Here is a 20,992-nt window from a genome sequence, read left to right as displayed (position 1 = left end):
TATTATGAAAAATATGAAATAGAGGAGGAGTTTCATCTATATGAAGAGGATATCGTTCGTTATCGTATTGCTTTTAGTGACCCAAATGTCTTTGCTCAACGGTCCTGTCCAGGCTTTTTCGGAGGAGATGGCGGGAAAAATGGCTTTTGCAGCAGATGATCTTAACTACTTAATCAGTGACTTTGAACAAGAGAGTGATAACTGGCTCTTTGCTTACGGTGATGCACCTGAAGTAAAAGGGAGCTTCAATGTAGTCGAATCAGCCGAGAGCTATGCAGGAAACTATATGGGACAAATAAAAGCAGATTTCAGTCAAAGGCCCACGGGTTCACCATATGCTTCTATAAAAAAAGAAGTGGATGAGCTAGACATTGAACAATTGAAATTCTGGGTTAAGACCTCGGATCTGAAATCATTGCGCATACGAACGACAGATTCGACAGGGCAGACGTTCCAGCAGCGGATTGAATTGCAAAATACAGCGGATTGGCAGCAGGTGGCTGTCAGTGAAATGGGATCAAAATCATTTACTTACTGGAACGGCGCCAATGACGGGGTATGGCAAAAACCAGCAATGGCTATAACGATACTTTTTGATCGTTTTGATATTAAGAATACTTCATTAACGGCGACTTTACTGGTAGACCAGATGACGGCTCAAATCGGAGACTGGCTGCCGGATTTGAAAATTCAGCAAACAGCACTTGGCAATATATTTCTGGATCATGAACCAAACGATTTTGTTATAAGAACAAGCAGGCCGGCAGTAAATTGGGTCGCATATGATATTTATGGTGCGCAGGTTGCTTCGGGAAGTAAGGCTACGAACGCAGGGGAAGCCCGCATAACGGTACCTTTCAGCAAGCTGGGTTACTTTACTCTTGAAGTCTCTGCTGAACAGCCAGGCAGTAGACCTCTGGTCCGACGAACATCCTATGCGACCATATCTTCGGCTTTGCCGCCGGGCAATGGCGAGTCGCCGTTTGGTGTCAGCACGCATTTGAACCGGACGGCTTTCGGATGGAGCAAAGAACTGAGCAAGCTGGTCCGCTATATGGGCGCGTCCTTCGTCCGGGATGGTGTGGAATGGAGCAGTATAGAGAAGCAAAAAGGAGTCTATACTTTTGCTCCTTCACCAGATGACTATATGCAGAAGCTTGCGGAGAATGATCTTAAGCTGCTCTTTGTAGCGGCATTCAATAACCCATTTTATGATAATAACGGCACACCTTACACGGATGCGGGGAGAAAGGGACTTGCTGAATATGCCAAGGCTTACGTGGAGAAGTACAAGGATCAGCTTATCGGTTTTAACGTCTACAATGAATTTAATGGTGGATTCGGCAAAAGGGGCAATAGTCCTGCTAATTCGCAGCCAGATTATTATTTCAAGCTGCTGAAGGAGACCTATAATCGGGTAAAACCCGCCTATCCGGATGTGCCGGTAGTCGGAATCGTCTCAGGTGGCATCGACTTGGACTGGATTGAAGGGGTACTAAAAGGCGTAGGTGAGGGTGAGGACAAAAACGCTGGTTTGAAATACCTGGATGCCGTGTCCATTCAAAACTATATGGACCCGAATGATCCTGATAATGTATTCGTTAAATTGGAAGGCCTGAAAACCTTAATTAAGCAATACAATGATGGCAAGCTTGTACCGATATGGGTAACGGAATTTGGTTCGCCAACTCACCAATCCGCTAAAGGCGTCGATGAGAAGACACAGGCTAATTATTTACCTCGTGGCTTTGTGACGGGATTGGGCCTCGGAGTAGAGCGAATGTCCTGGTATGATTTTATGAACGATGGGATTAGAGCAGATTACAATGAAGATAATTTCGGTTTAGTCCGGTATAAGGATGACCCGATGGGAGCTTATACACCGAAGCCAGCTTATGTGAGCTATGCGGCAATGAGCAGACAGCTTGCTGGCGCGACCTTCGAGGAGTCAGAGCAATTCGGTTACCCGATTAAAAGTAATTTGTTTACGAAAGGCGGCGAAGCTCTCAGAGTCGTCTGGGCGCAGAGTGAAGTGCAAGCTGTAATTAAAACGGAGAGCAACTTGGAAATTACAGACTTTATGGGTAACACGGAAATTTACACCCCGCATAACGGCAAGATCTATATGACGATAACCGGCGAACCTTTTTACATTAAAGGAAATATCACTCGAATTGTGAAAGATAACACTTTTGCAGTTGCCGGAGAGCAAACGGCAATAGGCGACCCGCATACGTTCACGGTAACGGTGAAAAATGATAGTCTTCCTCAGCTTGCTTTATCCGCGAAGATGGAGGGGAACAGCTATTCGATTGTAGCTGAGCAGGGGCAGCCGGAAGTGCTCTCTCTAACCGTGGATGAAATACGGGAAGGTTTCCGCGCGGTATCGATTCATTTGTTGGATGAAGCAGGCAACAGGATAGGCAAGCTGCAGCATGAGGTCTTAACCGGAGTGCCGCAAAAGGTTACAGTCAGACCCGCGATGCAGCAAAATGATGGGCAATACAGTCAAATGCTAAATGTAGATGTGGAAAACTTCAGGCAAGCTACAGATCTTACTGTTAGCCGTGTAACCTGGCGGGTAGGAGAACAGTCCGGTCAAGAGCATGTCAATATGATCGTACAGTCGGGCAGTAAGCAGCAATTCAGCATTCCGCTCAGCAGGGTCGCGCTAGGAGAGGACCTGTCTGCATCGATCCGCGTCGAGTTTGCAGAGCAGGAGCCATATGTGTATGACGGAAATTTCAGTTTTAATCCGGTTACCCGGGGGACGATTGCGATTAATGACCACATCGAATCGGAAATCGAAGCTTTAGCGCCTACAATCGATTTGTCACAGGGCAAGCCAGTTCTACTTTCCGGTCATAGCGGCACAATTGATGTGAGCGGGGAAGCCTGGATTCACTATGATCAGGATCATTTGTACCTTACTGCAAAAATTAAGGACAATGTCCATGCGGCAGCAGCTTCTGGAGCTGAGATTTGGAATAATGACAGCATTCAGTTTGCCTTGTCTCCAGGAATCTCGGGCGAGAGCGGGGGCTGGTATGAATATGGCATTTCAGATTCCCCTCATGGTCCGCAAGTTTATCGCTGGACGGCGATGGAAGGATTGCCGGCAGGCCTCGTGCACAATGCTGATGCAGCGGTAACAAGGGATGAAGGACAAAAGCTAACGATCTATAAGCTTGCGATTCCATGGTCGGAGCTAACGCCAATTCAGCCTAAAAACGGAGATGTGATGAGCTTCTCGTTGCTTGTGAATGAGAATGACGGCAAGGGGAGAAGAGGCTGGATCGAATGGGGAGGCGGAATCGGTACCGAGAAGCGGCCGAGTTTGTTCCGTTCCATGCAGTGGATATGCCCTTAAGCCTTTGATCCAGATCGAAGCCATCGCGGAAGGCAAGTCTATACAGATGAAGTGACACCTGCCGTTCGCCTTCTAGATGAATCGGGAAAATGGAAGATTACACGGATGGAGCTGGATGGAGAAGCGTGGACAACGGGAGCAGCCGTGACGGAGAAAGGAAATCATTCGTTTAGCGTCTGGGCCGAGAACGCTTACGGTCAACTTATGAGTGAAACCGTTTCGTTCCAGTTGTTTCATAGCACGAATGTCGAAGTAAGAGACAATTCGGGAGCATATGGCAATGAAGTCCAGTTGGAAGCCAAACTGATGGATGTGAACGGTCAATCGGTGATCGGTGGACAGGTCGAATTCGAAGTAAATGGCCTTCCAGTGGGGACGGCGATGACGGATGCAAATGGAAAAGATTCATTGCCATGCACGATCGAAATCGGCACAACCGATGAGACGGATAGCCGATTAATTGAAGTTAAGGCGATTTATGAAGGAAATGAAGAGACCTACTACGGGAACAGAAGCAAAGGGTAAACTGACTGTAACGAAAGCAGAGGTCGCTATTCAATAGGGCAACCTTGTAGCCCGCACAGATGAGAGCCCGGTATTGTCGGCACAAGTTATGGGTGCCGACCTGAAGGGAAGTTACCAGATCAAGTGACTTATGCCAGACCGGAATTCGATTCTACGATTGACGAAACACCATGATCGAAAGAAAGAATTCAAATCTCCCGTTACCGGTCATTCTGGGAACGGGAGGTTCGTCGTTGGCATGTGGACCGTCGGCTTTACAGCCTTATCGGGCAAGCCGATGCTGTGACTGATATCGTAAGATTAGTAGGAAGAGGAGAATAGATATGCCAATGATCGATATGCCACTGGAGCAATTAAAAACCTATCAAGGAACCAATCCACGTCCGGCAGATTTTGATGAATACTGGGAGCGAGCCTTGGCGGCGATGCGTGCGGTGGATCCGCAAATTGAGATTGTACCTAGCAGATTTCAAGTACCGAATGCAGAATGCTTTGACCTTTATTTCACTGGTGTGAAGGGAGCGAGAATTCACGCGAAGTATGTGCGGCCTAAGCAAGCAAAAGAGCCTCATCCTGCGGTAGTCATGTTCCATGGCTATTCTGGCCATGCCGGAGATTGGAGCGATAAGCTGGCTTATGCTTCGATAGGTTTCTCTGTACTTGCCATGGATTGCCGCGGTCAAGGGGGAAGCTCTGAGGATGTTGGCAGGGTGAAGGGGAATACGCATCATGGACATATTATCCGCGGTTTGGAGGATCATCCGGATGAGCTGCTATTCCGCCACATTTTTTTGGACACAGCACAGCTTGCTGGGATAGCGATGAAGCTGCCTGAAGTTGACCCGGATCGGGTTTACGCAGCGGGCGGATCTCAGGGGGGCGGACTTACGATAGCATGCGCTGCTTTGGAGCCAAGGGTGAAGAAGCTAGCGCCGATCTACCCGTTTCTTAGTGATTACAAGCGGACCTGGGACATGGATCTGGATCAGGAAGCTTACGGTGAACTGCGAACGTATTTCCGCTATTATGATACACTGCATGAACGTGAGCACGAAGTATTTGAGAAGCTCGGCTATATAGATATTCAATTCCTGGCTGAACGTATAAAAGGTGAGGTATTGATGAGCGTGGGGTTAATAGATACCATCTGCCCGCCATCCACTCAATTTGCAGCCTACAATAAGATGAGCACGAAGAAGAGACTTGTTATTTATCCCGACTTCAAACATGAGTATTTGCCGGAGTCGTCGGATCGAACAATGCAGTTTTTTCTGGAGTAAAGCCATGAAGCTTGTAAAGTTGAACATTCAGCTTTGCAGGCTTTTTCCTGCTTTTGACCTATATGCTATAATGAAAATGAAACAGGAAAGTGATGAAAATTGAATAAGGATGGGATTGCAGAAAACATGGTATCTATTAAAGATGTAGCCAAGCATGCTAATGTTTCCATCTCGGCGGTCTCCAAGACCTTGAACGGGTACAGCGATGTAAGTGAAACAACCAGGCAGAGGATTCTCAAAGCAGCGCAGGAGCTGAACTATTCTCCCAACATGTTGGCGAAAAATCTCAAGCATAAAGTCACGAAGACAATCGCACTGATCATATCCAATTTCGAGCAGACCAGCGGTAAGGACGGCGTTATGTTCCAGATTATGAGCGGAGTGTATGCCGCCGCTACTCAATACGGGTATGAGGTCGTCATCTATACCCGCAGCCTTTCAGAGCAGCAGGATCGTTCCTATTGGCAATTCTGCAAGGATCACAAAATAGCCGGGGTCGTCATTTCAGGTCTGCGGACGACGGACCCGTATTTTGAAGAACTGGTCAAGAGCGATATTCCTTGTACCGTCGTCGATGCTCATACAGTAGGGCCGCATACGGGCTCCGTCATCACGGACAATCTGCTGGCGTCAAGGCGGGCTGTACAATACCTGATCAGCAAAGGGCATCGCGAGATTGGTCTGGTGAATGGGCATAAATATGCAACGGTTAGTATACAGCGCGAGCAGGGATATCGTGAGGCATTGGAAGGCGCAGGACTCCCGTTTATTGATTCGCGTGTGATCGAGGCTGACTTCAGCGAAGAGAAGGCTTACCAGCTGACGGAAGAATATATTAATAACAACCCGCAATTAACAGCGGTATTCGTAGCCAGTGATCTGATGGCAATCGGGATGATCAATCGCTGCAAAGAGATTGGACTGCGCATTCCAGAGGATATTTCGATTATGGGCTTCGATGATATCGTGCTCTCCAGCTATACGACCCCCAAGCTATCGACGATTAGCCAGGACTTTGCCGGCATCGGTTTTGCCGCATTGGAGCTGGTAGTAAAGATGCTAGAGAATAGCTTGCCGGGCTATCACAAAATTCTTCCCTTCAAAATAGTTGACAGAGAATCCATAAAGACTTTATAATAAGTTCGAAAACGTTTTCGAAAACCTTTGCAAAAAGTTTAACAGGTGTAAAAGTTTTCGGAATCGGGATCGAATTTTTTTTCAAGTTCGAAAACGATTTCGGTAACGCTTACAGAATAATGTGGATTTTTTGCAGAAAATTAAAGATATTGAATCAGGAGTAGAAAGGAAATTTAAGCCATGCTAAATTACAACAAGAAACTGCCGGACGGAGCGTCGGATTGGGTAGTATCGGAGGAGAACTTCCAGACTCTTGCGCTCGGAAAGTGCGAAGCTGTAATGGCTTTAGGCAACGGCTATATGGGACTTCGTTCCGCTGCTGAAGAATCCTATGTTGGAGAGAAGCGCAATTTGTTCGTGAACGGCACCTTTAACCGTTTTGATGAATTTGAAGTGAGTGAACTGCCGAATGCGGCCGATGTTACCGGTCTGGATATCCGAGTTGACGGCAAGAGATTCACATTGGAGCAAGGAGAAGTAACGGAGTACAGCCGCAGCTTGAATTTGCGTGAGGCGGAGCTGGTTCGTACCTTCATCTGGACCAATGCCGAGGGCAAGAAGCTGGAATTTACTTTCCACAGATTCGTATCCCTGAATCGCTTGCATCTGATCGGAATGAAGCTGGAGATCAAATCATTGAACGGTCCGGTTAAATTGTCGATCGCATCAGGGATCAATGCACAGGTGAGCAATAGCGGAAGCCAGCATTTCCATGAAGGTGAGAAACGGATTTATGATAAGAAGTATCTGGAGCTGATTCAGACGACGACGGAATCCAAGGTTGATTTTGTCATCGGAGCTGCACATCGCTTAAAATTGGATGGCCAAGAGATCGAGATCAGCCCGGCAATGGAGATCGACCGCCGCAAAGTGGCAGTCGCATACAGCGTGGAGCTTCAGGAAGGACAAAACCTCAGCTTCGAGAAGGTAGCAACGGTTCATACAAGCCGCGACCAAGCCTACGCACAAGACTACAGCTTGCCGGCGATGAGAGAGCATGCTCTTAGCGACTTGAAGAGCGTATATGCCGCAGGATATGATGTACTGTTCCAGGATCATACTGCCGCTTGGGCGAAGGTATGGAATGAATACGGAATCAACATCGTATCTAAGAATTCCTTTGATCTATTGGCACTGCGTTTTGCTCTGTATCATCTCGTAGTTATGACTCCGGCGCATGATCGGAGAATGGGTATTGGGGCGAAAGGTCTTAGCGGCGAAGGCTACAAAGGCCACTCCTTCTGGGATACAGAAATTTTCATCCTGCCTTTCTATATTTACAGCAATCCGAAAACAGCACGCTCGCTGTTGGAATACCGTTATCTGGGCCTCGAAGGCGCACGCCGCAAAGCGAAGGAAAACGGTTATGCCGGAGCGATGTATCCGTGGGAAGCCGCATGGCCTTCCGATGGTGAAGTAACGCCGGTATGGGGCGCAGTTGATATTGTGACAGGCGAGCAGACAAAGATCTGGTCCGGATTTATCGAACAGCATATTACATCCGACATCGTTTATGCCGTATGGCATTACTACCGGGCTACCGGAGATGAAGACTTCATGGAGCGTTACGGCTACGAGATGATCTTCGATACGGCGATATTCTGGGCAAGCCGCCTGGAATGGGACGAAGCGGAAGGACGTTATGAAATTAACGAAGTTGTTGGTCCGGATGAATACAAAGAGCATGTAGACAACAACGCCTTTACGAATTATATGGCTCATTTCAATATCGAACTGGCTTTGCAGTATTACAGCAGGCTGGAGATGGAGCAGCCTGAACTGTTCAAGCATTATGATGAATTGCTGAACTTGCAGGAAGCACGGAAGGTATGGGAGAGCAAGCTGGATTTGATCTACCTGCCGCAGCCCAACGAGCAACTGATTATTCCTCAGGATGATACTTATTTGCAAAAAGAAATAATTGATCTGACGCCTTACAAGGATCAGGAAAAAGTGGGCAGTATATTTAATGACTACAACCTGGATCAGGTTGGCAACATGCAAATTTCGAAGCAAGCGGACATTATGATGCTGTTCTTCTTGCTGGAAAATAAATTCACACCTGAAGTGAAGCTGGCGAATTACGAATATTACGAAGAGAAGACGCTGCATGATTCATCGCTGTCGCTCTCGACTCATTCGATTCTGGCCAGTGACTTCGGCGACAAGGAACTCGCTTATCATCTCTTTAAGAGAGCGGCCGAGATTGATCTGGGGCCGAAGATTCATTCGTCGGATGCCGGTATCCATGCCGCCTCGCTCGGCGGAATCTGGGAATGTGTTGTCATGGGCTTTGCCGGAATAAGAATGCTGGATGGTCAGCTGCATTTGGCACCTAAGCTTCCAGAGCACTGGGAGAAGTTAAGCTTCCCATTGCATTGGCAAGGCAAACTGCTGGAGATCAGCATCACACCTCAGCAGATCTCGATCACAAACACTGCAAGCGAGCCGGTACAATTGTTTGTTAACGGGGAACTGCAGGTCGTCCAAGGTAATGTTGTTTTTTAATAATCATAAAGTCAAATATTTAGGGAGGTCATTGAAATGAAAAAGAAATTGTCGATTACCCTTGCAGCAGTGCTAAGTTCCGTTCTGCTCCTATCCGCTTGCTCCACTGGCGGCAACACAGCAAATTCGGGCAACAGCTCTGCTGGTAATAGCGGCAGCAAAGAGAAAGTACAGCTTACATTTACGACTTGGGGCGATGTAAGCAGCAGCTCCAGCGAGCAGAAGCTGGCTGATGAATTTAATGCTTCTCATCCTAATATTGAAGTTAAATTTGAGCCTGTACCTGGCGATGGTTATGCAACGAAGCTGACGACTTCGCTGGCTAGTGGTACTGCTCCTGACGTATTCCTGATTGGTGAAGGCGATTTCTATGCTTATGTAGATAAAGGTGTAGTTGAGCCGCTTGATGATTATGTTGCTAAGGACAGCTCCTTCGATCTGAATATGTATCAGCAGGACCTGATCGACATGGAACGCATCAACGACAAGCTTTACTACCTGCCTAAAGACTTCAACCCATTGGCACTCTGGTTTAACAAACGCATCTTTGATGAAGCCGGCATTGCTTACCCTAGCGATGAATGGACTTGGGATGATTTGATCGCGACAGCACAGAAGCTGACCAAGCAAGAGAACGGCAAGTATACGCAATTCGGCTATAATGCAGGAACCTGGGAATACCCGATCTACACTTATCTGTGGGCCTATGGCACTGACATTGCCAACGAAGAAGGCACTAAAGCTGAAGGCTTCATGAACAGTGAAAAAACAGTAAATGCTATCCAGAAATATGTAGACCTGTCGACAGGTCCGAACAGAGTTTCCCCAACACCGCAAGACACGGAAACAATGGGTGGAGACTCCTCGATGTTCATGACCGACAAGCTGGCTATGATGGTTACAGGACGTTGGATCAAAGCCGACTTGGATAAATCGAATGTTGAATACGGTTCCGCTCTGATTCCAAAAGGTCCGAACGGCGACCGCGCAAGCATTATCGCTGCTGCAGGTTGGGCAATGAACTCCAAGACGAAGCATAAAGAAGAAGCTTTCGAACTGATGAAATGGTTGTCAGGTACCGATGCTCAGAAGCTTCGTTCCATAGACGGCCGAGTATTGCCGGCAACTACAGCAGAACTTGAAGAAGTTAAGGCTACTGAAGAGAAGGATAAGCCGGTTATTGAAATGATGAGCTTTGCTCGTAAGCCAGTAACCATGCGCTCTGCTAACGGTCCAATCTTCAAAGATGCATTCACTCAAGCCCTTGAGAAAATTCTTGTTGGCAAGGTAGATGTGAAGAGCGCGCTTGATGAAGCGGCGAAAACTGCGGATTCTAAACTTAAGTAAAAATCGCTGCGGGTGAGGTGTCGATAAGGCGCCTCGCCCGCTTCCATCAAGGAGGATGTCATGAATAATACCAAATCGGATCGGGCGGGGTACTTGTTTATTCTTCCGTGGCTAGTGGGACTTATCATCTTCACGCTTGGGCCGATGATCTTTTCGCTGATCCTATCCTTCAGCAAGTGGGATGTTATCACCGGCGTTGAATCCATTCAATATGTGGGACTGGACAATTTTAAAGCGATTTTCCATGATCCGCTGTTCTATCAGTCTCTGAAGGTTACTTTTATTTTTGCATTGGTATCGGTACCGTTATTCCAGGTCGCTTCGATTCTGATTGCCGTACTGCTCAATATGCGTTCACGCGGAATGAAGTTCTTCCGCCTTATTTACTTTATGCCGTCTGTAATTCCAGCTGTTGCCACTTCGATGATGTGGGTTATGATCTTCAACCCGGAATACGGAATTCTGAACGAGGCCTTAGGTTGGTTCGGCATTCAAGGTCCGGCTTGGCTGCAAGATCCGAGCTATGCGCTTGGTGCGCTGATTGTTATGGGTCTGTGGGGAATCGGCAACACAATCATTATTTATCTATCGGGTCTTCAAGGGGTGCCCGAGGACTTGTATGAGGCCGGAGAGCTTGATGGGGCCGGTATTTTCCGCCGTTTCTTCAGCATCACTATGCCGATGATTACCCCGACTATATTCTTCAATTTGATTATGGGGATTATCGGTGGATTCCAGTACTTTACCCAGGCGTTCGTTATGACAAATGGCGGTCCGCTCAATTCAACCTTGTTCTACAATCTGTATTTGTATAACAAAGCGTTCATCGAATTCGACATGGGCTATGCGTCCGCACTCTCCTGGATATTGTTCATCATCATTTTAATATTCACGCTTCTGGTTATCCGCAGCTCGTCCTTCTGGGTGTATTACCAGGGCGATGATCGAGACTAAAAGGAAGGGGGAGGCCTACTATGCAAACTTCACTCAGAAAAATTAATCTATCCCAGTGGCTCGCTCTTCTTATTCTGATCGCGGGCTCGGCCATTGTACTGGTACCGCTGCTGTGGACCGTATCTACATCATTGAAGACACCGGCTGAAGTATTCGGCAACTCATTCTTTCCACAGAAATGGATCTGGTCCAACTATTCGAATGCAGTTACAGCAATTCCGTTCTTTTTATTTTTACGCAATACGCTGATTATTCTCGTTCCTACGATGATAGGGACCGTCTTTACAGGCGCTCTCAGCGCCTATGGATTCGCGCGCTTTAATTTCCGTGGCAAACAGACCTTGTTCCTGATCCTGTTGGCTACAATGATGCTGCCAAGCCAGGTCACATTGATCCCGACGTTTTTGCTCTTCAAGCAAGTAGGGTTGACCAATTCCTTCTTGCCGTTGATCCTGCCCGCATTCTTCGGTGGTGGGGCGTTTAACATTTTCCTGATTCGTCAGTTCATGCGCGGTATTCCACGCGAACTCGATGAGTCGGCATTTGTAGACGGGGCGAGCCGCTGGCAAATTTTCGTTTGGATCATGGCTCCACTCTCGAAGGCTCCGTTAATCGCGGTATCGATCTTCACCTTTATGGGCGTATGGAACGACTTCCAAGGACCATTGATTTATCTGAACTCCAATGAAAAGTATACGCTGGCCCTTGGCTTGTCCATGTTCAAAGGGATGTATAATGTCGAGTGGAACATGCTGATGGCTGCGACGATTCTCATTATGCTGCCGGCATTGATCCTGTTCTTTATAGCGCAAAAATATTTCATTGAAGGTATTTCGATATCCTCGGCTGTAAAAGGCTGATGGGCTGAATGCATTCATGTTCTTATAATGAGAGATCAAAGAGGGCTTTTTGAATTACCTCATAAAATAAGGTTCAAAAAGTCCGGTTTTCAGCACCGAGAAGATTGGATGAAGCTAGGGTATGAGGAGCGGAGCGTACGTAGTTTGTACGTGAGCACCGGAGGACCCGGCTGAATTCAAGATTCGATGCCGAAAACCCTTTCAGGTTTGCTTCGTGATCAAAAGAGGACTTTTTGAATTACCTCATAAAATAAGGTTCAAAAAGTCCGGTTTTCAGCACCGAGAAGATTGGATGAAGCTAGGGTATGAGGAGCGGAGCGTACGTAGTTTGTACGTGAGCACCGGAAGACCCGGCTGAATTCAAGATTCGATGCCGAAAACCCTTTCAGGTTTGCTTCGTGATCAAAAGAGGAATTACCGCTTATTAGATGGAGGAGATGAAGGTGAAGATAGCTGGCATCAATAGCAAACATCCATTCAACTTATATTATAACGGCGGAGAATACGTCAAGATTTGTGGAACACAGGACGGGTACTTTCCCGATTTCGGCCATCATATAGCTAATGAAATGGGCGGGGTCTGGCTGCATCCGGTTAAACTGCTTGACGGCTTCTGGCTGAAGCTGACTGATACGAAACGGAATATCTCCGTCTGGTCCCGGGCTGACGGGTTTACAAGCGAGCCCTGGGGCAGTCGCTTCCATTACGATCATGGCCTTAGCTATATCCCTGTAGCTATGCAGCGCACGCAGTTTGCGCCTGAACAAGTTAAAGGCATGACGGCGGGATATGAGCTTCGTCATTATGGCGAAGGAGAGCTTCATCTGCAGGTAGAACTGCTCGCGCGCACCGATCTGCGGCCGGTCTGGTACTCGGATGAGGTCGGTATCCATAAGGGAGCCGGAGATCAAGCTTCCGTATTGAATCCGCGGGAGGTGCTTGTTCGCGACCCAGAAAATAACTGGTTCGTGCAAGTGGGTTCGGATTTGCCGGGGGATCAATTGGAGGTTGGAGCCGAGCTGTACGGTCCGGAATTCACGGCCGGAGCAGGCTGCGGGATTGCCTTCCGAACCGAACTGACGATCCCGGCTGGCGAGAGCCGCCGCTTCAATCTGTTTGTGGCTGGTTCCTATCTATCCGCAGAAGAATGTACGGATTCATATCGTCAGATCGCTGAGCATCATCAAGAGCTTCTTGCTGAGAAGCAAGCGGTATACAATGCTGTGGCAGATCGGGCCAAGCTTACGATCGAGGGGGAAACGGACTGGAATGAAGTCTTTGCCTGGGCCAAGTGGAATAACCAATGGCTGATCCAGAAGGTGGATGGGACCGGACGTGCGCTGACTGCCGGCGGACCAACCTATCCTTGGTGGTTTGGCTGTGACAATACCTATTCCTTGCAGGGTGTGCTAGCGATTGGCGATCCGCAGCTTGCCAAGGACACGCTGAATTTGCTGCTGCAGAAATCCGAGGAGGTTAACGGCAATGGTCGCTTCATCCATGAGGTGACGACACTTGGCGCTGTATCCAACCCGGGCAATACGCAGGAGACAGCGCATTATATCGCCTTTGTCTGGGATTTATTCCGCTGGACAGGGGATGAAGAACTACTGCGCCGTCATTATGCTTATTGTGTAAAAGGCATCGATTGGCTGTTGGAGGAGATGGACCCGGATCATGATCTATTCCCTTCGGGTTACGGCATTATTGAAATCGCTGGCCTGAATATGGAGCTTATCGACAGCGCTGTCTATACGGCAAAAGCACTGCAAGCTATGGCTGACATGAGCGCATATTTACAAGACGCTGCGGCAGAGAGCAAATACAGTGAACTAGCAACGCGCTGCATAGATGCGATCAATCGCTCATTTTGGCAGGAGGATGAAGGCCTGTATGCCGATGCAGTTGCACCGGCTCGCGATGTAGCACCGAAGGTTGATTATCTTGTCTCGCTTGCCGAAGGGCAGGGGGTGACCGACTATCGCGAGTATGTAGAAGGTCTGTTGGCCAAAGCCGCCAATAGCGGAACTGCTGATGCGGATCACGGTTGGCTGCTGAACAAGAACTGGGTTATTGTCACTCCGATGGAAGCGGGAATTGCCGATCCTGCTAAGGCGCGCAGAGCGCTGGATAATATGCGTAACGATACATTTATCGGTGAATACGGTACGTACTTATCCGGAACATTCCAGCAAGGCACGATGACGATCTCTACCGGGGCACATGCAGTAGCTGAGGCAGCTAACGGAAATGCCGATGCCGCGCTTGATCTTTTGAACCGGATGCGCCGCAGCTTCTCACGCGCCCTCCCAGGTTCCTTTTCGGAGATGTCGCCGGATTACGGCTGTGTTGTCCAGGCCTGGACAATCTATGCGCTGGCCGTTCCGTTTATACGGCATTTCTTTGGTGTAGCCCCGTTCGCTGCCCGTCAACAATTGACATTGCGACCACAGCTGCCTTCAGCCTGGAGCGGCAAAGCATGCACGCTGGAGCGTCTGGTTATCGCCGATGCTGAATTTGACCTGTCTCTGACAGAACAAGACGGCGTTCTAACTGGACAAATCCGTAATGATGCCGGTTGGACTGTCACTGTAGAATGGAATGGACAGACGGTCACAAGTACAGAGAAACTCATTGAACTTAGCCTGTAAATCCCTTAAGGTTATAAATAAACAAGAGGAGTTGGAGTGAGAGCATGAAGCTGGAAGCAGTTATTTTCGATCTTGACGGTGTCATTACCGATACTGCGGAATACCATTATGTAGCTTGGAAGCAGTTGGGTGAATCGATCGGAATTCCGTTCGACCGTGAATTTAACGAGACGTTAAAGGGAATAAGCCGCGGCGAATCACTGGAGCGAATCTTGCGACTAGGTGGCAAGGAGAACGATTATACAGAGGAGGAGAAGGCGGAGCTGGCTCGGCAAAAAAATGAACATTATGTCTCATTGCTGGTTAATCTTACTCCGGCCGATACCTATCCTGGGATCGTCTCATTGCTGACTGAGTTGAAGGCCCAAGGCATTCCGGCCGTCATCGCTTCGGCAAGCAAAAATGCGCCGCAAATATTGCGTTCCCTGGAGATCGACAAGCTGTTTCGTTATGTCGTTCATCCGGATTCTGTGAAGCGCGGCAAACCAGCGCCAGATCTGTTCCTGCGCGGCGCCGAGGAGGTTGGAGTGAGTCCGGAGCATTGCGTGGGTATCGAGGATGCAACAGCCGGAGTTGAAGCCATCAAAGCAGCCGGAATGAAGGCGGTTGGCATCAGTGAAGCCGAAGCCTTGCAAGCAGCTGGCGCCGATATTGTACTCCCGAACACATCGGGATTGAATGTGGACCTGTTGAACTCTTTATTGTAAAAGCAGGAGACACCAGGAGACAGGATGAACCTGAATATCCATCAGGCTGTGAAGTGAAGTCAGCCTGATTATAGTGGCTGAGGAGGCCGAGAGCGTCAGACAGCTCAGTATTAAGTACAACTGAGCTGTCCGGCTGCTTCGGAATCCTCAGCTTTTGCTGATTTCAGAGCTAAAAATTCCTGTCTGACCATAATCACAGTCCATAACACGATGATAGTATCAATGCCTAGCGAGCCGTAATAGATACCGGATACGCCTAATACTCTGGGAAGCAGCAGCATGACTGGAACATAGAACACCAATTGTCTGGCAATCCCGATGAGCACGGCCGGCCTTCCTTTATTAATAGAAGGGAAGAAGGTCATTGCCATGAAGATCGAAGATAAAAGGGGCAAAATCGCCATATAAATTCGGAAATGCAGCAATTGGGCTCCTGTGAAGGCTTGATCGGGCAGCATTATTCCCAGAAGGAGCTGCGGAGCGGTCATCGAAAGGATCCAGAATGGCAAGGTCAGCAGCATTGAAGCCAAGGTGAAAACTTTATACGAGCTGATGACCCGGTCATACTGTCTGGCACCGTAGTTTATTCCGATCACAGGCTGAAGCGCGCGCATTAGGCCGAAAATAGGCGTGAGCAGGAAGGTAAATATTCGGTATACCACCCCGTAGAAAGCGATATCGAGCATCGTACCGTATTTGGCGAGTGCGTTGAATACAATGACGGCTTGCACTAAGTTCATAATGTTCATGATCAGCGAGGACATACCCAGATTTGTGATCGATTTTAGGATAGAGCCATTCCAATAAAAAGCGAACGTGCTTGTCTTAAAGGAGGAGAATCCGCCCTTAAAATAAATCCAGCCCAGCAGCGTATATACAATCATGCCGATGTTCGTGGCCCACGCTGCTCCCTCTACCCCCAGATCGAGAAGAACGACAAGAATATAATGGAACGCGATGTCAGCTGCAAGACCGATCGCCATTAGCAAAGCCGCGGATTTCATTTTGCCTTCTGCCCGTATGATCATGTTGGCAGCCAGCCCATAGATCCAGAAGAAGGAGCAGAGGACTGTGATGCGAAAATACTGATCGCCGAAAAATAATGCTTCGCCTTCTCCACCCATCATTTTGATCCATTGAGTAGAGAAGACCAGACCAAGGATCATATAGATGGCTGTGACAATTAGGGCGAGGCAATTTACATTCCCAAGCAGTCGCTTCTGGGTGCTCTTGTCCTGGCGACCGATGGCAATGCTTAATACGGATCCTGCTCCGACCCCGATAAGAGAGCCTAGTCCTGCACTGATCTGGCTTAACGGGTAGGCGACCGAGACGCCGGCCAATGCGTTCTCGCCAACATATCTGCCAACAAAAAAGGCTGAAATAACGGCATTTAAGCCATATAAGACCATAGCGATGATAGCTGGCCAGGATAATCTGATCATGACTTTGTACAGCTTCTCATTTAATATGAGCTTCGTTTGCTCATCCTTCTCTAATGTGTTTTCTTCATTCAAGGTGAACCCTCCCGCAACATTGATTTATAGAAGAATGTAATTTAAAATCAATTAAATGATATTGATAATCATTATCATATAATTTGTTTTTTTTAGCGTCAATACGTGGAGAGCAACTATGGTTTTTAGGGGAAAAGCTTAGGCTTCCAGCAGTAAATACGGGGGGATGAGCCTTGGAGAACATATTGGATAAGCTGTTTCTGCCCTATTTGTCCGGGATCGGGCTGATCCCCGTGGAGAGAGGGGATAACTTCAAACGCAGCGGTTATTGCTATTGCCTTGCCTCGACAGAAGGAAGAGGGTACTACTGGATTTATCCCATAGATCGCTGGCACGCGATTGCTGTATGCGACCTTGTATTTTATCGTGATATATCCTTTCAATGCGAACATCCGGCCTCTTTAAGTCTAGGGTATTACGAATCACCGTTAGCCCGACTGATTTGCAGCAGAAAGGCCTCCCGGACAGAGAATCTGATCGCGTGCATGGGGAATAAGAGTACACATAGAGAGACTTTTCAGAAGAATATGCCTGTGCGGGGCGTTAGCATAAATTGGCTTCCGGAGTTCTATCAAGAGATTCTGCCGGCAAAATATTCGGAGGATTTCAGGGCTTTGCCTACGATCTGCACCAGGCTTGACGGCACCGGTACGATCCCGGAGGTGGAACAGATATTGAAGCAAATTCGCGCGTCCAAGCCAACCGACCATTTCGCGCGAATGTACTATGAAGGCAAGGTTCTGGAGATTATTTCACTGGTGATGCAGTGGGGAACGAATGAGCTTATGGTTCATGCTGCTCATGAAATTCCCGTTAAGGATTTGGAGGCCTTGGCTAAGGTAAAGAGCTATGTGGAACGGCATTATGCCGAACAGATCCCGTTGGCAGAACTCACAAAAATCGCTTGTATGAGCTCAAGCAAATTAACCAGTGATTTCAAACGGGCATATGGATTAACGATTACCGAATATATACAGATAATCCGAATGAATCGAGCGAAGCGAATGCTGCTGGATTCAGCGAAGGGAGTTGGCGAGATTGCCTGCGCTGTAGGGTACCAGAGGCATGCCAGCTTCTCCGAAGTGTTCAAACGGATAACCGGACTGACGCCAATTGAATTTAGAAGACGCAGCAAGCTGTAAGCTTGTCGGCAGGGCTTGATTTGGATAAACTTCCGATAGAAGTGGCTATGGTTATTTGTCTGTGAGCATGATAGGTTGAAGGAAAAGATCCGAGGATTAGTCCACCCTTTTATAGGTGAGACGAGGCAGGGGGTATCAAATCCAATGAGTATAAGCATACGTGAGGTATTGGAGCTGTTGGCAGACTCTGGCGGCGGCTCTACGGAGAACGGTGTCGACGGGCTGGAGTATGGGGACCCGGATACGGCAGTGAAGGGAATCGCCACGGCTTTCATAGCCAGCCAGCCTGTCATTGCAAGGGCGAAGTCCCTCGGGGTCAATTTGCTGATTACCCATGAAGGTTTATTTTATAGTCATTTTCCGCCAGGGGAGCAGATTGCGGAAACAGTTGTAGTACATGAGAAGAAAAGACGGATCGAGCAAAGCGGAATTGCCGTCTATCGCTATCATGACGGGATACATCGCTCCCGGCCGGATGGCATCACCTCTGGCTTGGTACGGGAATTGGGCTGGTTGGATAAACTGGAGGGATATCGTTCCTTTGCCGCGATAATCAGACTGCCGCGGATGACGGTTGCGGAAATAGCAGCCCATGTTAAGAGCCAGCTGGACTTGAGACAAGTGCAAATCGTTGGCGATCGCACGATGTCTTGCGAAAGAATCGGAGTTCTGGTCGGCTACAGAGGCGGGGGAAATCCGGCAATTCCCCTATTTGAACAGGAAAATCTCGATTTAATTCTATATGGCGAGGGGCCGGAATGGGAAACGCCGGAATATGTTAAGGATTCGCTCTCGCAAAATAAACCGAGGGCACTCTTGATCCTGGGACATGCGGCGAGTGAGGCGCCGGGGATGAAATACTTAGCTGAATCGCTCCAGACGAAGCTGCCTGACCTGCCTGTTCATTTTATTTCCGAGGAGCCGTTATTTGATAGTTTATAATTAAGTGACAGTTCAAAGCGGACCTTCTTAACAACCGCATTAAATAAAGAACCCTTGAATCTGCCATAATGGATTATGGCCTGGATTCGAGGGTTCTTTTCCCGTTTGCTGGGAGATTATAGGGTTTGCGGCTTATTTTGCCGCGTTGTATTTATCGAGGTATTCCTTCACCTTGGCCGGATCAGCCGTCAGCTCGTTGCCGGTCTTGACGATCGGACTAACGGTCGATACTGCCTTGATCTTCTTGTTGTTATAGAATTGCAGGAACTCATCCTGATTGATCGAGTAGAGCACGGCTTTTCTCAGATCATCGCTCTTGGCTACATCACGATTGCTCGTATTAAACAGCAGATAAGATACAGCATTGCTCTCAATACTTTGCAGCTTCAGCTTGCTATCGCTCTCTATCGTATCAAATTTCGTCTCCGGCACACCGTAGTAGAGGTGGATCTCACCGCTGCGCAGCGCGGACAGAGCGCTATCGGTATCGGCGATAAAACGGACTTTTACAGTTGAGATTTTAGGTTCGGACTCTGTACCTTTCCGATAGCCAGGATTCTTGTAGAAGATGCCTTCATAGTCATTTTTGTAAGACAAAATATAGGGTCCGCTGGCATACAGAGTGTTGTTGTATTTGCTTCCTTCGGTCACTGTGTTTTGATCCCCGTAAGGAATATCCTTATTCACATCGAACTTGGCTACATCATAAGTATTGATGCTCTCCACCTGCTTCTTGGAGACGATCCCGGCAGACTGGTGCGCCAGGTAATTCAGCACTTGCGGGAAAGGCTCGGTTGTTGTCAGCTTCACAACCTGGTATTTACCTGCTTTGTTGTCGGCTTGATTCTTGTCAGCTACAAGCTCTTTGATCTTCGTATCGAGTCCCGCTTCCAGCGCTTCCTTGATTGTACCGCTGCCTGAAGATTGCTTGACATTGTCCAGCGCGGTCAGATCCGTCACGGTCTCAATGGTTTTGATATGCTCATGCAAGCTGTATGTCCGGTGATCAGGTACCGAGTTTTTGTCCTTGGCCCGGTCGAGGGAGAAGATGACGTCATCCGCACCTACGCGCTCACCGGTGTCGGCAGCTTTTTTGTTATCGATCTTGGCAAAGTTAATATCGTCCCTAAGGAGGAAGTAGTATTCCGTATTGCCTTCTGCGATGCTGTGATTATAGGATAGAGAGCCGTCAGACGTAATTTTGTCATCATCCGTCAGGTTGATCAGGCGTACATACATATTCGTATTAAGCTGGTTAATCGACCCGTCATTGCCTTTGATCGGGTCCAAGGATGTCAGGACTGAAGCAGATTGCGTCAGAATAAGCGGCTCCTTGTCCCGTTTGGATGTATCGTTGAAATCGATGCTCTCCCAAGCCAGGGCACGGGATTTCGAGAGTCGAACGGTATCCGGGTTCAGCACATCCTTGTTCACAGCCTGGCTCTTCAGGGAAATATAGAGCGGAGCAATATAAGCTTTGTCAAATACGAGACGCTGTTCTAATTGTTTGTAGGTCTCTGTGTATTGATCCGGCGTCTGGGTGGCGGCTTCATCGATCAGCTTGTCCAGCTCCGGATCAGAGATAATGCTGTAGTCGCCGCCGGTCTTGAACAGCGATCTAACCGCATAATCGGGATTTCCGGTTACGGTTGTCCAGCTGGACAGGGCGATATCGAAGTTACCCGCATCCTCCTGTGCCTTGAAGCTGCCATAGTCGGGTTGAATGTTCAGCTTCACATTGAAGCCGTTTTTCGTTAACTGGTCGCGAATAATATTGATATCTGATTCATTTGAACTCATGCTCAGTACTTCAATATCTACCGGGGTATTGTTCTGGACAGGCGTTGTTCCAGAGTTATCCGGGTTGCTTGCTGCATCTGTCTTGGTTTTTACGGAGCAACCGCTCGCCACCAGCACAAACGTAAGCAGCAGTGCAAGCAAAGAAGATTTTTTCATGAATAGTTCCCTCCTGAATTGTTATTTGTTATATATATTGATTCATTCCCATGCGACAAATGAGAGGCATGCTCCGCATAGCTGATGAAAATGAAG

At 48.1% G+C, this 20,992-nt stretch carries 14 protein-coding genes; 12 read left to right on the top strand and 2 right to left on the bottom strand.

Going from position 1 to position 20,992, the window contains the following annotated elements; genetic code table 11:
* The first annotated feature begins 40 nt into the window (after positions 1 to 40).
* From DMN77_RS08965 to pgmB, 10 genes are all read left to right on the top strand, one after another.
* On the top strand, positions 41 to 3,370 hold the full coding sequence (locus DMN77_RS08965) for a sugar-binding protein (protein ID WP_179014497.1): 3,330 nt from the start codon (positions 41 to 43) through the stop codon (positions 3,368 to 3,370).
* Between the two features lie 105 nt (positions 3,371 to 3,475).
* The gene (locus tag DMN77_RS08960; RefSeq protein ID WP_179014496.1) at positions 3,476 to 3,895 is read left to right on the top strand and encodes a hypothetical protein; all 420 of its coding nucleotides are present in this window, start codon (positions 3,476 to 3,478) and stop codon (positions 3,893 to 3,895) included.
* Positions 3,896 to 4,218: 323 nt separating this feature from the next.
* Positions 4,219 to 5,175 carry an alpha/beta fold hydrolase gene (locus DMN77_RS08955; protein ID WP_068779788.1) on the top strand — a complete coding sequence of 319 codons (957 nt, stop codon included), beginning with the start codon at positions 4,219 to 4,221 and terminating at the stop codon, positions 5,173 to 5,175.
* Between the two features lie 126 nt (positions 5,176 to 5,301).
* Entirely contained in the window at positions 5,302 to 6,312 is a 1,011-nt protein-coding gene (locus DMN77_RS08950) for a LacI family DNA-binding transcriptional regulator (protein ID WP_068780007.1), read from the top strand.
* 180 nt (positions 6,313 to 6,492) lie between these two features.
* The gene (locus tag DMN77_RS08945; protein WP_179014494.1) at positions 6,493 to 8,820 is read left to right on the top strand and encodes a glycoside hydrolase family 65 protein; all 2,328 of its coding nucleotides are present in this window, start codon (positions 6,493 to 6,495) and stop codon (positions 8,818 to 8,820) included.
* Between the two features lie 36 nt (positions 8,821 to 8,856).
* The gene (locus DMN77_RS08940; RefSeq protein WP_068779790.1) at positions 8,857 to 10,167 is read left to right on the top strand and encodes an ABC transporter substrate-binding protein; all 1,311 of its coding nucleotides are present in this window, start codon (positions 8,857 to 8,859) and stop codon (positions 10,165 to 10,167) included.
* A 60-nt stretch (positions 10,168 to 10,227) separates the two neighbouring features.
* A complete protein-coding gene (locus DMN77_RS08935) occupies positions 10,228 to 11,121 on the top strand; it encodes a carbohydrate ABC transporter permease (protein ID WP_068779791.1) in 894 nt (297 codons plus the stop codon).
* Between the two features lie 20 nt (positions 11,122 to 11,141).
* On the top strand, positions 11,142 to 11,981 hold the full coding sequence (locus DMN77_RS08930) for a carbohydrate ABC transporter permease (protein WP_068779792.1): 840 nt from the start codon (positions 11,142 to 11,144) through the stop codon (positions 11,979 to 11,981).
* A gap of 443 nt (positions 11,982 to 12,424) precedes the next feature.
* Positions 12,425 to 14,632: an alpha-L-rhamnosidase-related protein gene (locus DMN77_RS08925; RefSeq protein ID WP_372775621.1), complete on the top strand. Its 2,208-nt coding sequence runs from the start codon at positions 12,425 to 12,427 to the stop codon at positions 14,630 to 14,632.
* Positions 14,633 to 14,676: 44 nt separating this feature from the next.
* Positions 14,677 to 15,339 carry a beta-phosphoglucomutase gene (gene pgmB, locus DMN77_RS08920; RefSeq protein WP_179014492.1) on the top strand — a complete coding sequence of 221 codons (663 nt, stop codon included), beginning with the start codon at positions 14,677 to 14,679 and terminating at the stop codon, positions 15,337 to 15,339.
* A 110-nt stretch (positions 15,340 to 15,449) separates the two neighbouring features.
* On the opposite strand, the gene DMN77_RS08915 is transcribed toward pgmB, so the two are convergent.
* Positions 15,450 to 16,856: an MATE family efflux transporter gene (locus DMN77_RS08915; RefSeq protein ID WP_068779794.1), complete on the bottom strand. Its 1,407-nt coding sequence runs from the start codon at positions 16,854 to 16,856 to the stop codon at positions 15,450 to 15,452.
* Positions 16,857 to 17,029: 173 nt separating this feature from the next.
* On the opposite strand from DMN77_RS08915, the gene DMN77_RS08910 reads away from it, so the two are divergent.
* Both DMN77_RS08910 and DMN77_RS08905 read left to right on the top strand, forming a co-directional pair.
* Positions 17,030 to 17,998: a helix-turn-helix domain-containing protein gene (locus tag DMN77_RS08910; protein ID WP_179014491.1), complete on the top strand. Its 969-nt coding sequence runs from the start codon at positions 17,030 to 17,032 to the stop codon at positions 17,996 to 17,998.
* A gap of 144 nt (positions 17,999 to 18,142) precedes the next feature.
* The gene (locus tag DMN77_RS08905; RefSeq protein WP_068779796.1) at positions 18,143 to 18,940 is read left to right on the top strand and encodes a Nif3-like dinuclear metal center hexameric protein; all 798 of its coding nucleotides are present in this window, start codon (positions 18,143 to 18,145) and stop codon (positions 18,938 to 18,940) included.
* A 132-nt stretch (positions 18,941 to 19,072) separates the two neighbouring features.
* Here DMN77_RS08905 and DMN77_RS08900 read toward each other — a convergent pair whose 3' ends face one another.
* Positions 19,073 to 20,896, bottom strand: a complete 1,824-nt coding sequence (locus DMN77_RS08900; protein WP_179014489.1) for an ABC transporter substrate-binding protein — start codon at positions 20,894 to 20,896, stop codon at positions 19,073 to 19,075.
* Positions 20,897 to 20,992: the final 96 nt, after the last annotated feature.

It is taken from the genome of Paenibacillus sp. 79R4 (assembly GCF_013393165.1).
Taxonomy (GTDB): Bacteria; Bacillota; Bacilli; order Paenibacillales; family Paenibacillaceae; genus Fontibacillus.
The sequence above is the reverse complement of the archived record's forward strand: the minus strand, read 5'-3'. Positions and strand labels throughout refer to the sequence as shown.